At 66.6% G+C, this 14,169-nt stretch carries 16 protein-coding genes; 7 read left to right on the plus strand and 9 right to left on the minus strand.

Annotation, left to right across the window (positions count from 1 at the left end; genetic code table 11):
- Positions 1 to 66: 66 nt before the first annotated feature.
- The 8 genes from EJO66_RS11130 to EJO66_RS11165 form a co-directional block, all read right to left on the minus strand.
- Positions 67 to 438: a hypothetical protein gene (locus EJO66_RS11130; protein ID WP_125965296.1), complete on the minus strand. Its 372-nt coding sequence runs from the start codon at positions 436 to 438 to the stop codon at positions 67 to 69.
- 86 nt (positions 439 to 524) lie between these two features.
- On the minus strand, positions 525 to 1,400 hold the full coding sequence (atpG, locus tag EJO66_RS11135) for a F0F1 ATP synthase subunit gamma (protein ID WP_124958924.1): 876 nt from the start codon (positions 1,398 to 1,400) through the stop codon (positions 525 to 527).
- 21 nt (positions 1,401 to 1,421) lie between these two features.
- Positions 1,422 to 2,975: a F0F1 ATP synthase subunit alpha gene (atpA, locus tag EJO66_RS11140; RefSeq protein WP_124958925.1), complete on the minus strand. Its 1,554-nt coding sequence runs from the start codon at positions 2,973 to 2,975 to the stop codon at positions 1,422 to 1,424.
- A 49-nt stretch (positions 2,976 to 3,024) separates the two neighbouring features.
- Positions 3,025 to 3,555, minus strand: a complete 531-nt coding sequence (locus EJO66_RS11145; protein WP_124958926.1) for a F0F1 ATP synthase subunit delta — start codon at positions 3,553 to 3,555, stop codon at positions 3,025 to 3,027.
- Between the two features lie 7 nt (positions 3,556 to 3,562).
- On the minus strand, positions 3,563 to 4,033 hold the full coding sequence (locus EJO66_RS11150; protein ID WP_124958927.1) for a F0F1 ATP synthase subunit B: 471 nt from the start codon (positions 4,031 to 4,033) through the stop codon (positions 3,563 to 3,565).
- Positions 4,034 to 4,067: 34 nt separating this feature from the next.
- Positions 4,068 to 4,325: a F0F1 ATP synthase subunit C gene (atpE, locus tag EJO66_RS11155; RefSeq protein WP_124958928.1), complete on the minus strand. Its 258-nt coding sequence runs from the start codon at positions 4,323 to 4,325 to the stop codon at positions 4,068 to 4,070.
- Between the two features lie 49 nt (positions 4,326 to 4,374).
- Complete coding sequence (gene atpB, locus EJO66_RS11160) at positions 4,375 to 5,253, minus strand: F0F1 ATP synthase subunit A (RefSeq protein ID WP_124958929.1); 879 nt, start codon at positions 5,251 to 5,253, stop codon at positions 4,375 to 4,377.
- A 24-nt stretch (positions 5,254 to 5,277) separates the two neighbouring features.
- Complete coding sequence (locus tag EJO66_RS11165; RefSeq protein ID WP_124958930.1) at positions 5,278 to 5,751, minus strand: ATP synthase subunit I; 474 nt, start codon at positions 5,749 to 5,751, stop codon at positions 5,278 to 5,280.
- A gap of 156 nt (positions 5,752 to 5,907) precedes the next feature.
- Here EJO66_RS11165 and EJO66_RS11170 point away from each other — a divergent pair, with 156 nt between their 5' ends.
- The 4 genes from EJO66_RS11170 to lipA are packed head-to-tail and all read left to right on the plus strand — an operon-like array spanning position 5,908 to position 8,818.
- Positions 5,908 to 6,801, plus strand: coding sequence for a D-amino acid aminotransferase (locus tag EJO66_RS11170; protein WP_124958931.1), 894 nt, complete (start codon positions 5,908 to 5,910; stop codon positions 6,799 to 6,801).
- Complete coding sequence (locus EJO66_RS11175) at positions 6,798 to 7,112, plus strand: YbeD family protein (protein ID WP_124958932.1); 315 nt, start codon at positions 6,798 to 6,800, stop codon at positions 7,110 to 7,112. Before EJO66_RS11170 ends, EJO66_RS11175 begins: the two co-directional genes overlap by 4 nt.
- 19 nt (positions 7,113 to 7,131) lie before the next feature.
- A complete protein-coding gene (lipB, locus tag EJO66_RS11180) occupies positions 7,132 to 7,812 on the plus strand; it encodes a lipoyl(octanoyl) transferase LipB (RefSeq protein ID WP_124958933.1) in 681 nt (226 codons plus the stop codon).
- 7 nt (positions 7,813 to 7,819) lie between these two features.
- Positions 7,820 to 8,818, plus strand: a complete 999-nt coding sequence (gene lipA, locus EJO66_RS11185; RefSeq protein ID WP_124958934.1) for a lipoyl synthase — start codon at positions 7,820 to 7,822, stop codon at positions 8,816 to 8,818.
- A gap of 18 nt (positions 8,819 to 8,836) precedes the next feature.
- Here lipA and EJO66_RS11190 read toward each other — a convergent pair whose 3' ends face one another.
- Entirely contained in the window at positions 8,837 to 10,396 is a 1,560-nt protein-coding gene (locus EJO66_RS11190) for an MFS transporter (protein ID WP_124958935.1), read from the minus strand.
- 112 nt (positions 10,397 to 10,508) lie between these two features.
- On the opposite strand from EJO66_RS11190, the gene EJO66_RS11195 reads away from it, so the two are divergent.
- From EJO66_RS11195 to EJO66_RS11205, 3 genes are all read left to right on the plus strand, one after another.
- On the plus strand, positions 10,509 to 11,414 hold the full coding sequence (locus EJO66_RS11195; protein ID WP_124958936.1) for a LysR family transcriptional regulator: 906 nt from the start codon (positions 10,509 to 10,511) through the stop codon (positions 11,412 to 11,414).
- Between the two features lie 104 nt (positions 11,415 to 11,518).
- Positions 11,519 to 13,051 carry a class I adenylate-forming enzyme family protein gene (locus EJO66_RS11200; RefSeq protein ID WP_125965307.1) on the plus strand — a complete coding sequence of 511 codons (1,533 nt, stop codon included), beginning with the start codon at positions 11,519 to 11,521 and terminating at the stop codon, positions 13,049 to 13,051.
- Positions 13,032 to 14,168 (plus strand): SLC13 family permease, encoded by a 1,137-nt coding sequence (locus tag EJO66_RS11205; RefSeq protein WP_125965306.1) that lies wholly within the window; start codon positions 13,032 to 13,034, stop codon positions 14,166 to 14,168. Before EJO66_RS11200 ends, EJO66_RS11205 begins: the two co-directional genes overlap by 20 nt.
- Position 14,169 lies beyond the last annotated feature (1 nt).

Genomic DNA, 14,169 nt, shown 5'->3' on the forward strand with positions numbered 1-14,169 from the left:
CCATCGCGGGCCGCTTTTGCAAGAATGCCGGACGGGCCGGCACCCTTGAATTTCAAATACTTCCGTTCAGCACTTCAGGGCCGCGGCTTGTGCGGCGAAGGCGTCGCTGGCGGCCTTGCAGGCTTGGCCCAGCGCAGCCTTGTCGGTGCCCATCGAAGCCCAGGCCGCCTTGGTCTGCTCCACGCTTGCCTTCATCGCATCGGCGGCGGCACCGCTTTGCGACGACACGCACGCCTGAGCCTTCGCCAGGTAGTCGTTGCACTCTTGCGGCAGATCCGCGGCCGATGCCGTGGGAGCGGCTGCGGCCGGTGCGGCAGGAGCAGCAGGCGCTGCGGGAGCGGGAGCAGCGGCAGGTGCCGGTGCGACAGGCGCCTCTTCCGTCTTGGAGCAGGCGGTCAGAGCGGCAGCCACGGCCACCAGAACGAGAAGTTTCTTCATTGTTCAGAATCCCCTAAAAAAGGCCTTCGGTCATCGGGCCGCGTTGCGTGCCCCGAACGGCAATGTGGCCCGATACATCGCCTCGATCAAACACCGGCGGCCGCTGCGGCGCCGGACACGATTTCCGAAAGTTCTTTGGTGATGCCTGCCTGGCGAGTCTTGTTGTAGACGAGCTTGAGCTCGCTGATCACGTTGCCGGCGTTGTCGGTTGCCGCCTTCATCGCGACCATGCGGGCCGAGTGCTCGGACGCCATGTTCTCGGCCACGGCCTGATAGACCAGCGACTCCACATAGCGCACCAGCAGCTCATCGATCACGCTTTCAGGATCGGGCTCGTAGATGTAGTCCCACGAATGCTGTCCCTCCTCGACCTGCAGCGATTCCGCCGCCAGCGGAAGCAGCTGCTCGACCAGCGGCTCCTGCTTGATGGTGTTGATGAACTTCGTGTAGCACAGGTACACCGCAGACAGCTTGCCTTCGGCATAGGCGTCGAGCAGCGTCTTGACCGGGCCGATGAGCTTGTCCAGGTGGGGCGTGTCACCCAGGTGGGTAGCGTGCGCGACCACGCGGGCACCGATGCGGTTCAGGAAGCCGAGGCCCTTGCTGCCGATCGCCACCGTCTCGATGGCTGTACCAGCCGCCTGCGCTTCGCGCAGCTTGGTGGTCACGGCGCGCAGCAGGTTGGTGTTCAAGCCGCCGCACAAACCCTTGTCGCTCGTCACGATGATGAAGCCGATGGCCTTGGCCTCGTTCGTCTTCATGAAAGTGTGAACGTATTCCGGGTTCGCCCGGCCCAGGTTGGCCGCGATGTTGCGAATCTTCTCGCTGTAGGGGCGAGCGGCGCGCATGCGCTCCTGCGCCTTGCGCATCTTGGAGACCGAGACCATTTCCATGGCCTTGGTGATCTTCTTGGTGTTCTCCACCGATTTGATCTTGCCGCGGATTTCCTTACCAGCTGCCATGGGGGCTCCTTGTCAGGTCGATCAGGCGAACGACTTCTTGAACGCGGTGATCGCGCCCGTCAGTTCGGCCTCGGCGTCCTTATCGAGCGCCTTGGCTTGCTCGATCTTGTCGAGCAGGGGGCCATGGCTGGTCTTCAGGAACTGGTGCAGGCCATGCTCGAAGGGCAGAACCTTCTTGATGTCCAGGTCGTCCATGAAACCCTTGTTCACGGCGAATAGCGAGGCCCCCATCAGCGAGATCGGCAGCGGGCTGTACTGGGCCTGCTTCAGCAGTTCGGTCACGCGGGCGCCGCGGTCGAGCTGCTTGCGGGTGGCTTCGTCCAGATCGGAGGCGAACTGCGCGAACGCAGCCAGCTCACGGTACTGCGCGAGGTCGGTACGGATACCGCCCGACAGGCCCTTGATGATCTTGGTCTGGGCCGCCGAACCCACGCGCGACACCGAGATACCGGCATTGATGGCGGGACGGATACCTGCGTTGAACAGGTTGGTTTCCAGGAAGATCTGGCCGTCGGTGATCGAGATCACGTTGGTGGGCACGAAAGCGGACACGTCGCCAGCTTGCGTTTCGATGATCGGCAGTGCGGTGAGCGAGCCGGTCTTGCCCTTGACCTCACCCTTGGTGAAGGCTTCCACGTAGTCGGCGTTGACGCGCGCGGCGCGCTCGAGCAGACGGCTGTGGAGATAGAACACGTCGCCGGGATAGGCTTCGCGGCCTGGCGGGCGGCGCAGCAGCAGCGACACCTGACGGTACGCAACAGCCTGCTTGGAGAGGTCGTCATAGACGATCAGCGCGTCCTGGCCGCGATCGCGGAAGTACTCGCCCATCGTGCAGCCCGAATAGGCCGACACGTACTGCATGGCAGCCGATTCGGAGGCCGACGCGGCCACCACGATGGTGTAGTCCATGGCGCCCACTTGCTCGAGCGCGCGCACCACGTTCTTGATCGACGAAGCCTTCTGGCCGATTGCGACGTAGATGCAGGTCACGCCCTGGCCCTTCTGGGCAATGATCGCGTCGATGGCCACGGCCGTCTTGCCGGTCTGGCGGTCGCCGATGATCAGCTCGCGCTGGCCACGGCCGATCGGCACCATCGAGTCGATGGACTTCAGGCCGGTTTGCAGGGGCTGGTCGACCGACTTGCGGGCGATCACGCCCGGAGCGACCTTTTCGATCACGTCGGTCATCTTGGCGTTGATCGGACCCTTGCCGTCGATCGGCTGGCCCAGCGCGTTCACCACGCGGCCGATGAGCTCAGGGCCGACGGGCACTTCCAGGATGCGGCCCGTGCACTTGACGGTGTCACCTTCGGAGATATGCTCGTATTCGCCCAGGATCACGGCGCCGACCGAGTCGCGCTCGAGGTTCAGCGCCAGGCCGAACGACGGCGTACCATCGGCGCTCGGCGGGAATTCCAGCATTTCGCCTTGCATCGCATCGGACAGGCCGTGCACGCGCACGATGCCGTCGGTCACCGAAACCACGGTGCCTTCGTTGCGGATGTTGGCACTGACGCCGAGACCCTCGATGCGGCTCTTGATCAGTTCGGAAATTTCTGCGGGATTGAGTTGCATGACTCTTTCCTTCTTTCTGTAAATGGGGCCAACTGGCTGCCGGCCGCCGTCAGGCGGTCAGCGCCGCTTTCATTTGTTCGAGGCGCGCCTTGACCGAAGTGTCGAGCACTTCGTCGCCGACCACGGCGCGGATGCCGCCGATCAGCGAGGGGTCGAGTTCGACCCGCGTCGTGAGCTTGCGCGCAAAGCGCCGCTCCAGCGCCGCGCCCACGTCCTTCAGCGCCGCGTCGTCGATCGGAAACGCGCTGTAGATCACGGCATCGGCAGCTCCGCTGCGCGCATTGCACAAGGCACGGAACTGGAGCGCCACTTCGGGCAATGCAACCAGCCGGCCGTTGTCGATCACGGCGCGCAGAAAGTTCTTGCCCGCATCGGGCAATGGCTGCTTCGAAAGCCCGGCGATCAGCTCGAACACCTGCTCGGGCGGCACCTTCGGGTTGGCCGCGAACTCCAGGAGCTGCGGGCTGCCGGCGACGGACGCCAGCTGGTCGAGCCAGCCGGCCGTGCCTTCGAGGTCGCCGGGGCACGCCTTGAACAGCGCTTCGGCGTAGGGACGGGCAATGGTCGCGAGTTCGGCCATGTCGTCCTCAGAGCTCGGTCTTCAGGCGGCCGAGCAAGTCGGCATGAACGCCGGCATTGACTTCCTTGCGGAGAATCTGCTCGGCACCCTTGACGGCCAATGCGGCCACCTGCTCGCGCAGCGCTTCACGCGCACGCACGGATTGCTGGTTGGCCTCTTCGCGCGCGGCGGCCACGATCTTGTTGGCCTCCTCGGTTGCGCGGCTTTTGGCCTCTTCGATGATCTGCTGGGCACGGCGCTCGGCATCGGCCAGGCGGCTGGTGGTCTCGTTGCGAGACGCCACCAGCTCCTGCTCGACGCGTTGGTTGGCGGAAGCCAGTTCGGCCTTGGCCTTCTCGGCGGCCGCCAGGCCCGCAGCGATCTTTTGTGCTCGTTCGTCCAATGCCTTCGCGATCGGCGGCCACACGAATTTCATCGTGAACAGCACAAGCAGCAGGAAGACGATGGCCTGAACGAACAGGGTCGCGTTGATACTCACGGCAACACCTTTCTGGAGTGGCGTTGAACGGAAATTACTTCGGCAGAGCGGCGATGAACGGGTTGGCGAAAGCGAACAGCAGGGCAATAGCCACGCCGATCAGGAACGCAGCGTCGATCAGACCGGCCAAGATGAACATCTTGGTTTGCAGTTCGTTCATGAGTTCAGGTTGACGAGCCGACGACTCGAGGAACTTGCCACCCATTAGTGCAATACCAATGGAAGCACCGATCGCGCCGAGACCGACGATCAAACCACAAGCCAGAGCGACGAGACCGAGAACGTTTTCCATGATGACTCCTTAATACAGATTGAAAGCAAACGAAAAGAAAAAAGAAAACTCAATGCGCTTCATGAGCCTGGCCGAGATAGATCAGGGTCAGCATCATGAAAATGAATGCCTGAAGCGTGATCACCAGGATGTGGAAGATCGCCCAGACGGTACCGGCAATGATGTGCCCGATGGGCAGCAGCACTCCCGAGAACGAGGCCGCCATCGCGCCACCCATGAGCGCGATCAGCATGAAAACGAGTTCGCCCGCATACATGTTGCCGAACAATCGCATGCCATGCGAGACGGTCTTGGCCAGGTATTCGATGACCTGCATCAGCAGGTTGATCGGCCAGAGTACGGGGTGCGCGCCGAACGGCGCCGTGATGAGTTCGTGGCCCCAGCCGCCCAGGCCCTTGATCTTGATGCTGTAGAACAGGCACAGCAACAGGACCGAGGTCGACAGGCCGAGCGTGGTGGACAGGTCCGCCGTGGGAACGACGCGCATGTAGGCGTGGTGCGGATCGTGTCCGGCCGCCTCGAAGACCTTGGCCCAGATCGACGGCAGCAGGTCGACCGGCAGCATGTCCATGGCATTCAGCAGGAAGATCCAGACGAACACGGTGAGCGCCAGCGGCGCAATGAACTTGCGGCTCTTCGCGTTGTGGATGTTCGACTTGGCCTGGTTGTCGACCATTTCGACCAGTATTTCGACGGCCGCCTGGAAGCGGCCCGGCACGCCGGGCGTCGCCTTGCGCGCGGCCAGCCACAGCACGAAACAGCCCAGTGCACCCACGACCAGCGCGTAGAGCACGGAGTCGAGGTTGATGACATTGAAGTCGACGATGGCCTTCTGGACCACGGGGTTGAGGCTCCAGTCAACTTGCCAGTGCTGGAGGTGGTGAACGATGTATTCACTCGCGGTCGGGGCGTGTCCTTCGGCGGCCATCTTTCAGCGTCTCTTTTTAAACAGTCAAATCCGGTTCAACAATCCGGGCCGCACCAACAGGGCCACCCAGTACATCTTCATGGCGACCACCACGCCGGCCAGCAAAGCCAGCCAGCTGATGCCCTCGATCAGCCACGGCGCCGCCGCCAGCAAGGCAACGGTCAGTCCGATCTTGATCAACTCCCACACAAAAAACCGCAGCATGACAGCAGATTGCGACAAGGCGCCCCGTGCCCGCCGCACACCCCGGACGAACAACGCCGCCGGGATCGCTACCGCCATGGCTCCGTAAAACGCCGACACCGCGGCACCTGGCCGCTGCGTCCACACCCATGCCACTCCGGCCACAAGCAATCCCATGGCCACCTGGGCCCCAATCACCCACCAGGGCGACATTTCGGGATTTTTCTCGCGAAGCCTCTGAGCCTCCTCGGCAGTCAGCGGCTTGAAGTCGGAGACTTCAGCATCGATCTCGGAGACAGGAGCGCTGGTTGTCATTGGAATGCCGCTCGCGTTGTCAGCCGTCAATTTAACAAAGCCATTGATTATAAGTAGAAACCCAGCCTGCCCGGCCACCTGAACTGTCACGTTTGCAAAACACGGCTTCGCTGGCTGACTGGAACCCGACCTGGCGCACACAACCATAATTCCCGCATGCACCCTCTTACTGCCGCACTCCCCTCTACGCTCTGCTACCTCGATGGCGAGTACACCGCCCTGCGCGACGCGAAGATCAGCGTGCTCGACCGTGGCTTCATTTTCGGCGACGGCATCTACGAAGTCGTCCCCGTCTACGGCGGCCAGCCTTTCTGCTTCGAAGAGCACATGGCACGGCTCGATCGCTCGCTGGCCGAACTGCAGATTGCCAATCCGCTCACGCTCGCCCAGTGGCGCGGCATCGTGATGCGGCTCGTCGAGGCGGGCGGCGATGCGCCCCAGGCCGTGTACTTTCAAGTTACCCGCGGTGTCGCGCCGCGCGATCATGCCATGACCCGTGGCGTGCACCCGACCGTGTTCGTGATGGTGAATCCGCTGCCGCCGGTGGCCGATGCCGTGCGCGCCAAGGGCGTGGCCTGCGTGAGCGCGGCCGACTTCCGCTGGCAGAAGGCGCACATCAAGAGCACCAGCCTGCTCGGTGCGGTGCTGGCGCGGCAGATCAGTGTCGAGGCCGGCGCGGCCGAGACCATCATGTTCCGTGACGAATGGCTCAGCGAGGCGTCGTCGAGCAACGTGTGGATCGCGAAGGACGGCGGCCTCGTGGGGCCGCCCAAGGACAACCTGGTGCTGACCGGCATCCGCTACGGCCTGCTCGAACGCCTGTGCGCCGAATGCGGCATTGCCTTCGCGCTGCGCCGCATTTCGCGCGACGAGGTCTTCGGCGCCGACGAGCTGCTGCTCTCGTCGGCCAGCAAGGAAGTGCTGCCGGTCGTGGCGCTCGATGGCCAGGCGATTGGAAATGGCCTCCCCGGCCCCATCTACCAAGCCTTGTACGCGGCCTACCAGCAGGCCAAGCTGCACAACGCGCAAACGCAAGGAGTTCCCGCATGACCGACACCAACGACAAGATCGAAACCGCCACCGTTCACGTTCCCGATCCGCGCAAGGAATCGCTGATCGAGTACCCCTCGCAGTTTCCGATCAAGGTCATGGGCGTCAAGGCCGATGGCTTCGTGCATGCCATCACGCAGATCGCGGAGCGCTTCGATCCGGCCTTCGACGCCACCACCGTCGAGCTGCGCGACAGCAAGGCGGGCAACTACCTGGGCGTGACGATCACCGTCACGGCCACCAGCCGCGAGCAGCTCGACGATCTGTACCGCGCGCTGTCAGCCCATCCGATGGTCAAGGTCGTTCTCTGAAGAAAGCGCCGGGCACGCGATGAGCACGGGCATCGAAGTGAAATGGCTCGGCGCCGCCGACTACGCCGCCACCTACGGCGCGATGAAGCAGTTCACGCTCGAACGCCTGCCCGAGACGCCCGATGCGCTGTGGATCTGCGAGCACGCCCCGGTCTTCACGCAGGGCATTGCGGGCAGGCAGGACCACATCCTGAACCCGGGCGCGATCCCGGTCGTGCAGACCGACCGCGGCGGCCAGGTCACCTTCCATGGCCCGGGCCAGGTGGTGGCCTATCCGCTGATCGATCTTCGGCGCGCGGGCTACTTCGTGAAGGAATACGTCTACCGCATCGAGGAATCGGTGCTGCGCACGCTGGCCCACTTCGGCGTGACGGGCCACCGCGTGGCGGGCGCACCGGGCATCTACGTGCGGCCGGATGACCCCTTTTCGCATGCCGCGCTGACCGGCCCGCTGCCCGCGGGCGACCCGTTTCGCGGCCTCGGCAAGATCGCCGCGCTCGGCATCAAGGTGAGCCGCCACGCCACCTACCACGGCGTGGCGCTCAACGTCGCGATGGACCTCGAACCCTTCTCGCGCATCAACCCTTGCGGCTATGCGGGGCTGCAAACGGTCGATCTTTCTACAATCGGGGTCCAAACCACATGGGAAGAAGCTGCCCGGGTCCTGAGCCAGAAGCTCAGCACCTACCTGGCGCCTTAGCAATCCAATGAGCACCACAGAAGTCGTCCCCTCCCCCGTCGTGAGAGAGGCACAAAGCGCCGAAACCTACAACCCGCTCGCCAAGCAGAAGGCCGCGGCCAAGCTCTCGCGCATCCCCGTCAAGGTGGTGCAGCAGGGCGAGGTGCTCAAGAAGCCCGAGTGGATCCGCGTGAAGGCCGGCAGCCCCACCACGCGCTTCTACGAGATCAAGCAGATCCTGCGCGAGAGCAACCTGCACACGGTCTGCGAAGAGGCCTCGTGCCCGAACATCGGCGAATGCTTCGGCAACGGCACGGCCACCTTCATGATCATGGGCGACAAGTGCACGCGCCGCTGCCCGTTCTGCGACGTGGGCCACGGCCGCCCCGACCCGCTCGACAAGGACGAGCCGCTCAACCTCGCCAGGACCATCGCCAAGCTGCGCCTGAAGTACGTGGTGATCACCAGCGTCGACCGCGACGACCTGCGCGACGGCGGCAGCCAGCATTTCGTCGACTGCATCACGAACATCCGCGAGCTCTCGCCGATGACGCAGATCGAAATTCTCGTGCCCGACTTCCGCGGCCGCGACGACCGCGCGCTCGAGATCCTCAAGGCCGCGCCGCCGGACGTGATGAACCACAACCTGGAGACCGCGCCGCGCCTCTACAAGGAAGCGCGCCCCGGCAGCGACTACCAGTTCAGCCTCAACCTGCTGAAGAAGTTCAAGGCGCTGCACCCCCAGGTTCCGACCAAGAGCGGCATCATGGTGGGCCTGGGCGAAACCGACGAAGAGATCCTGCAGGTGATGCGCGACATGCGCGCCCACGACATCGACATGCTGACCATCGGCCAGTACCTGTCGCCGTCGGGCTCGCACCTGCCCGTGCGCCGCTACGTGCATCCCGACACCTTCAAGATGTTCGAGGAAGAGGCCTACAGGATGGGCTTCAGCCACGCGGCCGTGGGCGCGATGGTGCGCTCGAGCTACCACGCGGACCAGCAGGCGCACGCCGCGGGCGTCTGACAAGCTGCCGGGCGCGCCTCAGCGCCCGCCGGCCACCCGGGGCGAGGCGTCCCGCGCGGCCGTAGCCTGCCGGCCGCCGAACACCGCGAAGCTGAGCGCCGCGGTCAACCAGGCGCCGAGCCCGCCATACAGCATGACCCATCCGAAGCCGTGGGTCACGGCGGCCTGCAGGAGCGCACCGGAAACATCCGGCAGGGCCAGCGCCTGCTGCACGCCCGCCACGTCCCCGCCCGCGAGCTGCTCGGCCAATGCGCGCAGCCGCGCCGCATCGAGCGCCGCCCCCAGCGAGCCCCGCAGCGCCGCCAGGATGCCCGCCACCAGCACCAGGCCCATCACCGCGATGTTGATGGCCAGGGAAATGAGGCGCGCGCTGACGTCCATGCCCGAGGCCATGCCGGCGCGGTGCGCGGGCACCGAGGCGGTGGTCATGTTGGTCGCGGGCGTGGTGGTCAGGCCCAGGCCGATGCCGGCGACCAGCGCACCGGGCAGCACCGTCCAGCCGCCCAGGTGCGCGAGGCCGCTGCCCCACTTCATCGCCATGAAGCCCAGGCCGATCAGGAACAGGCCGGCGGGAATCACGAAGCGCGCCTGGTAGCGCAGCAGCAGCCATTGCGCGATCGGCGGCATCACCAGGAAAGGCACCGTGTAGACCAGCAGCGCCAGGCCGGCGGCGGTCGTGCCGTAGCCCAGGCCTGCGGAGAAATACAGCGGCAGGTAGATCATGAACGGCCAGTAGCTGCAGTTCATGCCGATGCAGCCGAGGATGGCGCCCGAGAAGTCGCGGATGCGGAACACCGAGAAGTCGAACATCGGGTGCGGATGGAAGCGCTCGACCGCGACGAAGGCCGCGAGGCCCGCCGCGGTGGCGGCCATCAGGCCCAGTGCGGCCGGGCTGGTCCAACCCAGGCTGTCGCCCTGCGTGATCAGCCAGGTGAGCCCAAGCACCGCGATGGTCAGCGTGACGATGCCCGCCAGGTCCAGCTTCTGCTGGCGGGCCATCGGATCGCGGGACTCCGCCACGCCGGCCATGATCAGCGCCAGCCCGAGCAGCGCCAGCGGCGCATGCACCAGGAAGACCCACTGCCAGCTGGCCAGCGCGATGATCGCGCCGCCCACCACCGGCCCGAACCCCAGGCCGATACCGGCCACCACGCCCCAGATCGCGAAGGCGCGGCCGCGCGCCCGGCCGTCCGGAAACTGGTGCGACAGGATCGCAATCGAGCAGATGAACATCGCGCCGCCCGCCATGCCCTGCAGGAAGCGCGCGGCAATCAGCACCGGCGTGCCGGGCGCCAGGCCGCACAGCAGCGAGGCCAGGCCGAAGGCCAGCACCGTGAGCGCGAACATGCGGCGCCGTCCGTAGCGGTCGGCCAGGGTACCGGTGGCCATCAGCACCGTGGTGCAGGCGATGGTGTAGGCGTTCATGATCCATTGCAGGTCCTGGAAGTCGGCGTGCAGCCGCGCCTCCAGCACCGGCAGGATGATCGGCACGCTCGAAATCTCCAGGCCGAACATCAGCGCGGCGAGGCAGATGGCGGCCAGCGCGAGGAAAGGATGGCGGGGAGCGGAAGAGGACATCGGGAGGTGAAGAGAAGAAAGTGGTCCGAGGCATTCTCAAGACCCCTGTTTCATTGGGCAAATGATTAAATTTCTCTCCATTCAAGACGCAATTTCATTAATCTAGGCGGCCATGAACTTCGACACCGGCCTCCTGCAGGCCTTCACCGCCGTCCACCGCGCCAACGGCTTCACGCGCGCCGCCGAGCAGCTGCACCTGACGCAATCGGCGGTCAGCCACCAGATCCGCCGGCTCGAGGAACTGGTCGGGCGCCCGCTGTTCCACCGCACCACGCGGCGCCTGCGCCTGACCGCCGACGGCGAAGACTTCCTGCGCCATGCCGAGCGCATCCTGCAGGCGCAGGACGCGCTGGCGCGGCACTTCCGCTGCTCGCCCATCGAGGGCACGGTGCGCTTCGGCGTGCCCGAGAGCTTCATGAGCGAGGGGCTGCCGCAGCTCTTGCAACAGTTCGCGCGCAGCTGTCCCAACGTGCGGCTGGAGGTGAGCGTGGGCCTGACGCTCGACCTGGCCACGATGGTGCGCGAGCGCGAGCTCGACCTGGCGGTGGTGGTGTCGGTCTCGGGCGCGGTCGAGGGCACGCTGCTGCGGCGCCTGCCGATGGTGTGGGCCGCGGCCGAGGGCTTCGAGCGCACCGAGGGCGCCTCGCTGCCGCTGGCCTATTCGCCAACGCCCTGTGTGTGCCGCCAGCTCAGCATCGATGCGCTGAACCAGGCCGGCATTCCCTGGCACGGCGCCTTCAGCTCGCACAGCCTGCAGGACCTGCGCACGGCCGCGCTGAGCGGCCTGGCGGTGGCCACCTTCACCTGCGACAACCTGCGCCCCGGCATGGCGGTGCTCGACGAGCGCCATGGCCTGCCCGCGCTGCCGATGCTGGACTTCACGCTGGCCTACGGCGATGGCGATGCGGGGGAGCGCAGCCCGGCCGTGGCCGAGCTCGGCCGCCTGATCGAACAGGCCGAGTGGGCGCGCCGGGACAAGCCCGCGCCGCGGCCGCGCCGCACGCTGCGCGCGGCGTAGGCTCGTCGCGTGCGGCTCACCGCCGGGCCGGGGTCTTCGCTATCCTGCCGCCTGGCCAAGACGAAGGATCGATTTTGCAAACGCACCCTGCCATTCAAGCTGCCATGGAGCGCGGCTTCGGCGCCATCGCCGACCTGGTTCGCCTCCACGCGCAACACACGCCCGACCACGCCGCGCTCGCGGACGCGCAACAGGCACTGGACTACGGCGCGCTCGACGCGCTGATGGACCGCGTCGCGGCCGCACTTCAGCGCGACGGCCTCGGGCCCGGCGACGCCATTGCGGTCTGCGCGGCGTCTTCGGTGAACTATGCGGCGGTGTTCCTCGGCGCCTTGCGCGCGGGCGTCGCGGTCGCGCCGCTGGCGCCCGGCTCCACGCCGGCCAGCCTGGCCCGCATGATCGAGGATGCCGATGCGCGCCTCCTCTTCACCGACGCCTCGGCGGCCGAGGTCGTCGGCCCCGCCAAGGAAGGCGGCATCCCGCGCGTGGCGCTCGACGGTTCCGCCGCCGGGCAGGCCCTCGAGGGCTGGCTGGCCCCCGCCGGCACGCGGCCGCGCGCCGTCGAGACGCAGCCCTCCTGGCCCTTCAACATCATCTATTCGTCGGGCACCACCGGCGAGCCCAAGGGCATCGTGCAGGGCCACGGCATGCGCTGGGCCCATGTGCAGCGCGGCGCCAAGTACGGCTACGGCCCGGACACCGTCACGCTGCTGTCGACGCCGCTCTATTCGAACACCACGCTGGTGGTGTTCTTTCCGACCATTGCCTTCGGCGGCTGCGTGGTGCTGATGCCCAAGTTCGATGCGGCCGGCTACCTGGCACTGGCCGAGCAGCGCCGCGTGACGCACACCATGCTGGTGCCGGTGCAATACCAGCGCCTGATGGCGCATCCGCGCTTCGACGCGCACGACCTCTCGTCCTTCCGCTTCAAGTTCAGCACCAGCGCGCCCTTCAACGCCGCGCTCAAGGCCGACGTGCTCGAGCGCTGGCCCGGCGGGCTGATCGAGTTCTACGGCATGACCGAAGGCGGCGGCACCTGCATCCTCGAAGCCCATCTGCATCCGGACAAGCTGCACACGGTCGGCCAGCCGGCCGAAGGCAGCGACATCCGCCTGATCGACGAGGAGGGCCGCGAGATCCCGCGCGCCAACATCGAACTGGCCGGCGAGGTGGTGGGCCACTCGGGCGGCATGATGACCGGCTACCACCGCCAGCCCGGCAAGACGCGCGAGGCCGAGTGGTTCGACGCCACCGGCAAGCGCTTCATCCGCACCGGCGACATCGGGCGCTTCGATGCCGACGGCTTCCTCACGCTGTTCGACCGCAAGAAGGACATGATCATCAGCGGCGGCTTCAACATCTATCCGAGCGATCTCGAGGCGGTGCTGCGCGGCCATGCCGCCGTGGCCGACGTGGCGGTGGCCGGCGTGCCGTCGGAGCAATGGGGCGAGACGCCGGTGGCCTTCGTGGTGCGCCGCGAGGGCGATGGCACGTCCGAGGACGCGCTGCTGCAATGGGCCAACGCGCAGCTCGGCAAGACGCAGCGCCTGGCGCGCCTGAGCTTCATCGACGAGCTGCCGCGCAGCGCGATCGGCAAGGTGCTCAAACGTGAACTGCGTGAACTCGTCGGCCGCTGAAACGCAGGTGCGGGCAGCCGCCCCCCCCGAACAAGGCGGCGGCAACGGCCTGCTGTGGCTGCTGGCCGCCGTCGCGCTCCTGTTCGCCTTCCTGCGTCCGCGTGCGCCGATGGACTGGCTCCGGCTGGTCGACTGGCAGACCGTGGGCGCGCTGGCCGGGCTGCTCGCGATCACGCAGGGGGTCGAGAAAAGCGGCATGCTGCAGGCCGCCGCGCAGCGCCTGCTCGCGCGCACGCACAGCCAGCGCAGCCTGGCGCTGCTGCTGACCGCCAGCGCGGCGCTGCTTTCCGCGCTGGTGACCAACGACGTGAGCCTGTTCCTGCTGGTGCCGCTCACGCGCGTGCTCGCGAGCCAGGCGCACCTGCCGCTCGCGCGGCTGGTGGTGCTCGAGGCGCTGGCCGTCAATGCGGGTTCGGCCCTCACGCCCATCGGCAATCCGCAGAACCTCTACCTCTGGCACCGCTCGGGCGAGAGCTTCGTCGGCTTCATGGGCATGATGCTGCCGACCGTGGCCGTGATGCTGTTCTGGCTCTTCGCGGCGGCCTGGCTGCTGGTGCCGCGCACGCCCATCGCGCTCAAGCCCGAGACCGAGGCCGCGCCGGTGCAGCCGCGCCTGCTGGCACTGGCGGGCGTTCTGTTCGTCGGCTTCGTGATCGCGCTCGACCGGCACTGGCTGCTCGCGGGCCTGGGCGTGGTGTTCGCGGTGTTCCTGCTGACCTATCCGCGCGTGCTGAAGGGCATCGACTGGGCGCTGCTCGCGATCATTGCGCTGATGTTCGTGGACCTGCGCCAGTTGGCCGAGCTGCAGGCGGTCGGCTCGCTGCTGAACCACTGGCCCATCACCGAAGGATGGCGCGCCTACCTCGCCGCCATCGTCGCCTCGCAGTTCATCAGCAACGTGCCGGCCGCGATCCTGCTCGACGGCCATGTGCGCGACCTGCCCGCGCTCGCGGCCGGCGTGAGCGTGGGCGGCTTCGGCTGCGTGCTGGGCTCGCTGGCCAACCTGATCGCGCTGCGCCTGGCCAGGCTGCCGCACGGGCTGCGCGAGTTCCATCGCATCAGCATTCCGTTCCTGCTGGTGTGCGCGGCCTCGGCGCTGCTGCTGCGGCTCGGGTGAC

The sequence above is a fragment of the Variovorax beijingensis genome (genome assembly GCF_003951285.1).
In the GTDB taxonomy this organism is placed as follows: Bacteria; Pseudomonadota; Gammaproteobacteria; order Burkholderiales; family Burkholderiaceae_C; genus Variovorax; species Variovorax beijingensis.

Excerpts from the sequence above, each read along its gene's own strand:
- EJO66_RS11130 (WP_125965296.1), bottom strand. The coding sequence starts at position 438 with ATGAAGAAACTTCTCGTTCTGGTGGCCGTGGCTGCCGCTCTGACCGCC.
- atpG (WP_124958924.1), bottom strand. The coding sequence starts at position 1,400 with ATGGCAGCTGGTAAGGAAATCCGCGGCAAGATCAAATCGGTGGAGAAC.
- atpA (WP_124958925.1), bottom strand. The coding sequence starts at position 2,975 with ATGCAACTCAATCCCGCAGAAATTTCCGAACTGATCAAGAGCCGCATC.
- EJO66_RS11145 (WP_124958926.1), bottom strand. The coding sequence starts at position 3,555 with ATGGCCGAACTCGCGACCATTGCCCGTCCCTACGCCGAAGCGCTGTTC.
- atpE (WP_124958928.1), bottom strand. The coding sequence starts at position 4,325 with ATGGAAAACGTTCTCGGTCTCGTCGCTCTGGCTTGTGGTTTGATCGTC.
- atpB (WP_124958929.1), bottom strand. The coding sequence starts at position 5,253 with ATGGCCGCCGAAGGACACGCCCCGACCGCGAGTGAATACATCGTTCAC.
- EJO66_RS11165 (WP_124958930.1), bottom strand. The coding sequence starts at position 5,751 with ATGACAACCAGCGCTCCTGTCTCCGAGATCGATGCTGAAGTCTCCGAC.
- EJO66_RS11170 (WP_124958931.1), top strand. The coding sequence starts at position 5,908 with ATGCACCCTCTTACTGCCGCACTCCCCTCTACGCTCTGCTACCTCGAT.
- EJO66_RS11175 (WP_124958932.1), top strand. The coding sequence starts at position 6,798 with ATGACCGACACCAACGACAAGATCGAAACCGCCACCGTTCACGTTCCC.
- lipB (WP_124958933.1), top strand. The coding sequence starts at position 7,132 with ATGAGCACGGGCATCGAAGTGAAATGGCTCGGCGCCGCCGACTACGCC.
- lipA (WP_124958934.1), top strand. The coding sequence starts at position 7,820 with ATGAGCACCACAGAAGTCGTCCCCTCCCCCGTCGTGAGAGAGGCACAA.
- EJO66_RS11190 (WP_124958935.1), bottom strand. The coding sequence starts at position 10,396 with ATGTCCTCTTCCGCTCCCCGCCATCCTTTCCTCGCGCTGGCCGCCATC.
- EJO66_RS11195 (WP_124958936.1), top strand. The coding sequence starts at position 10,509 with ATGAACTTCGACACCGGCCTCCTGCAGGCCTTCACCGCCGTCCACCGC.
- EJO66_RS11200 (WP_125965307.1), top strand. The coding sequence starts at position 11,519 with ATGGAGCGCGGCTTCGGCGCCATCGCCGACCTGGTTCGCCTCCACGCG.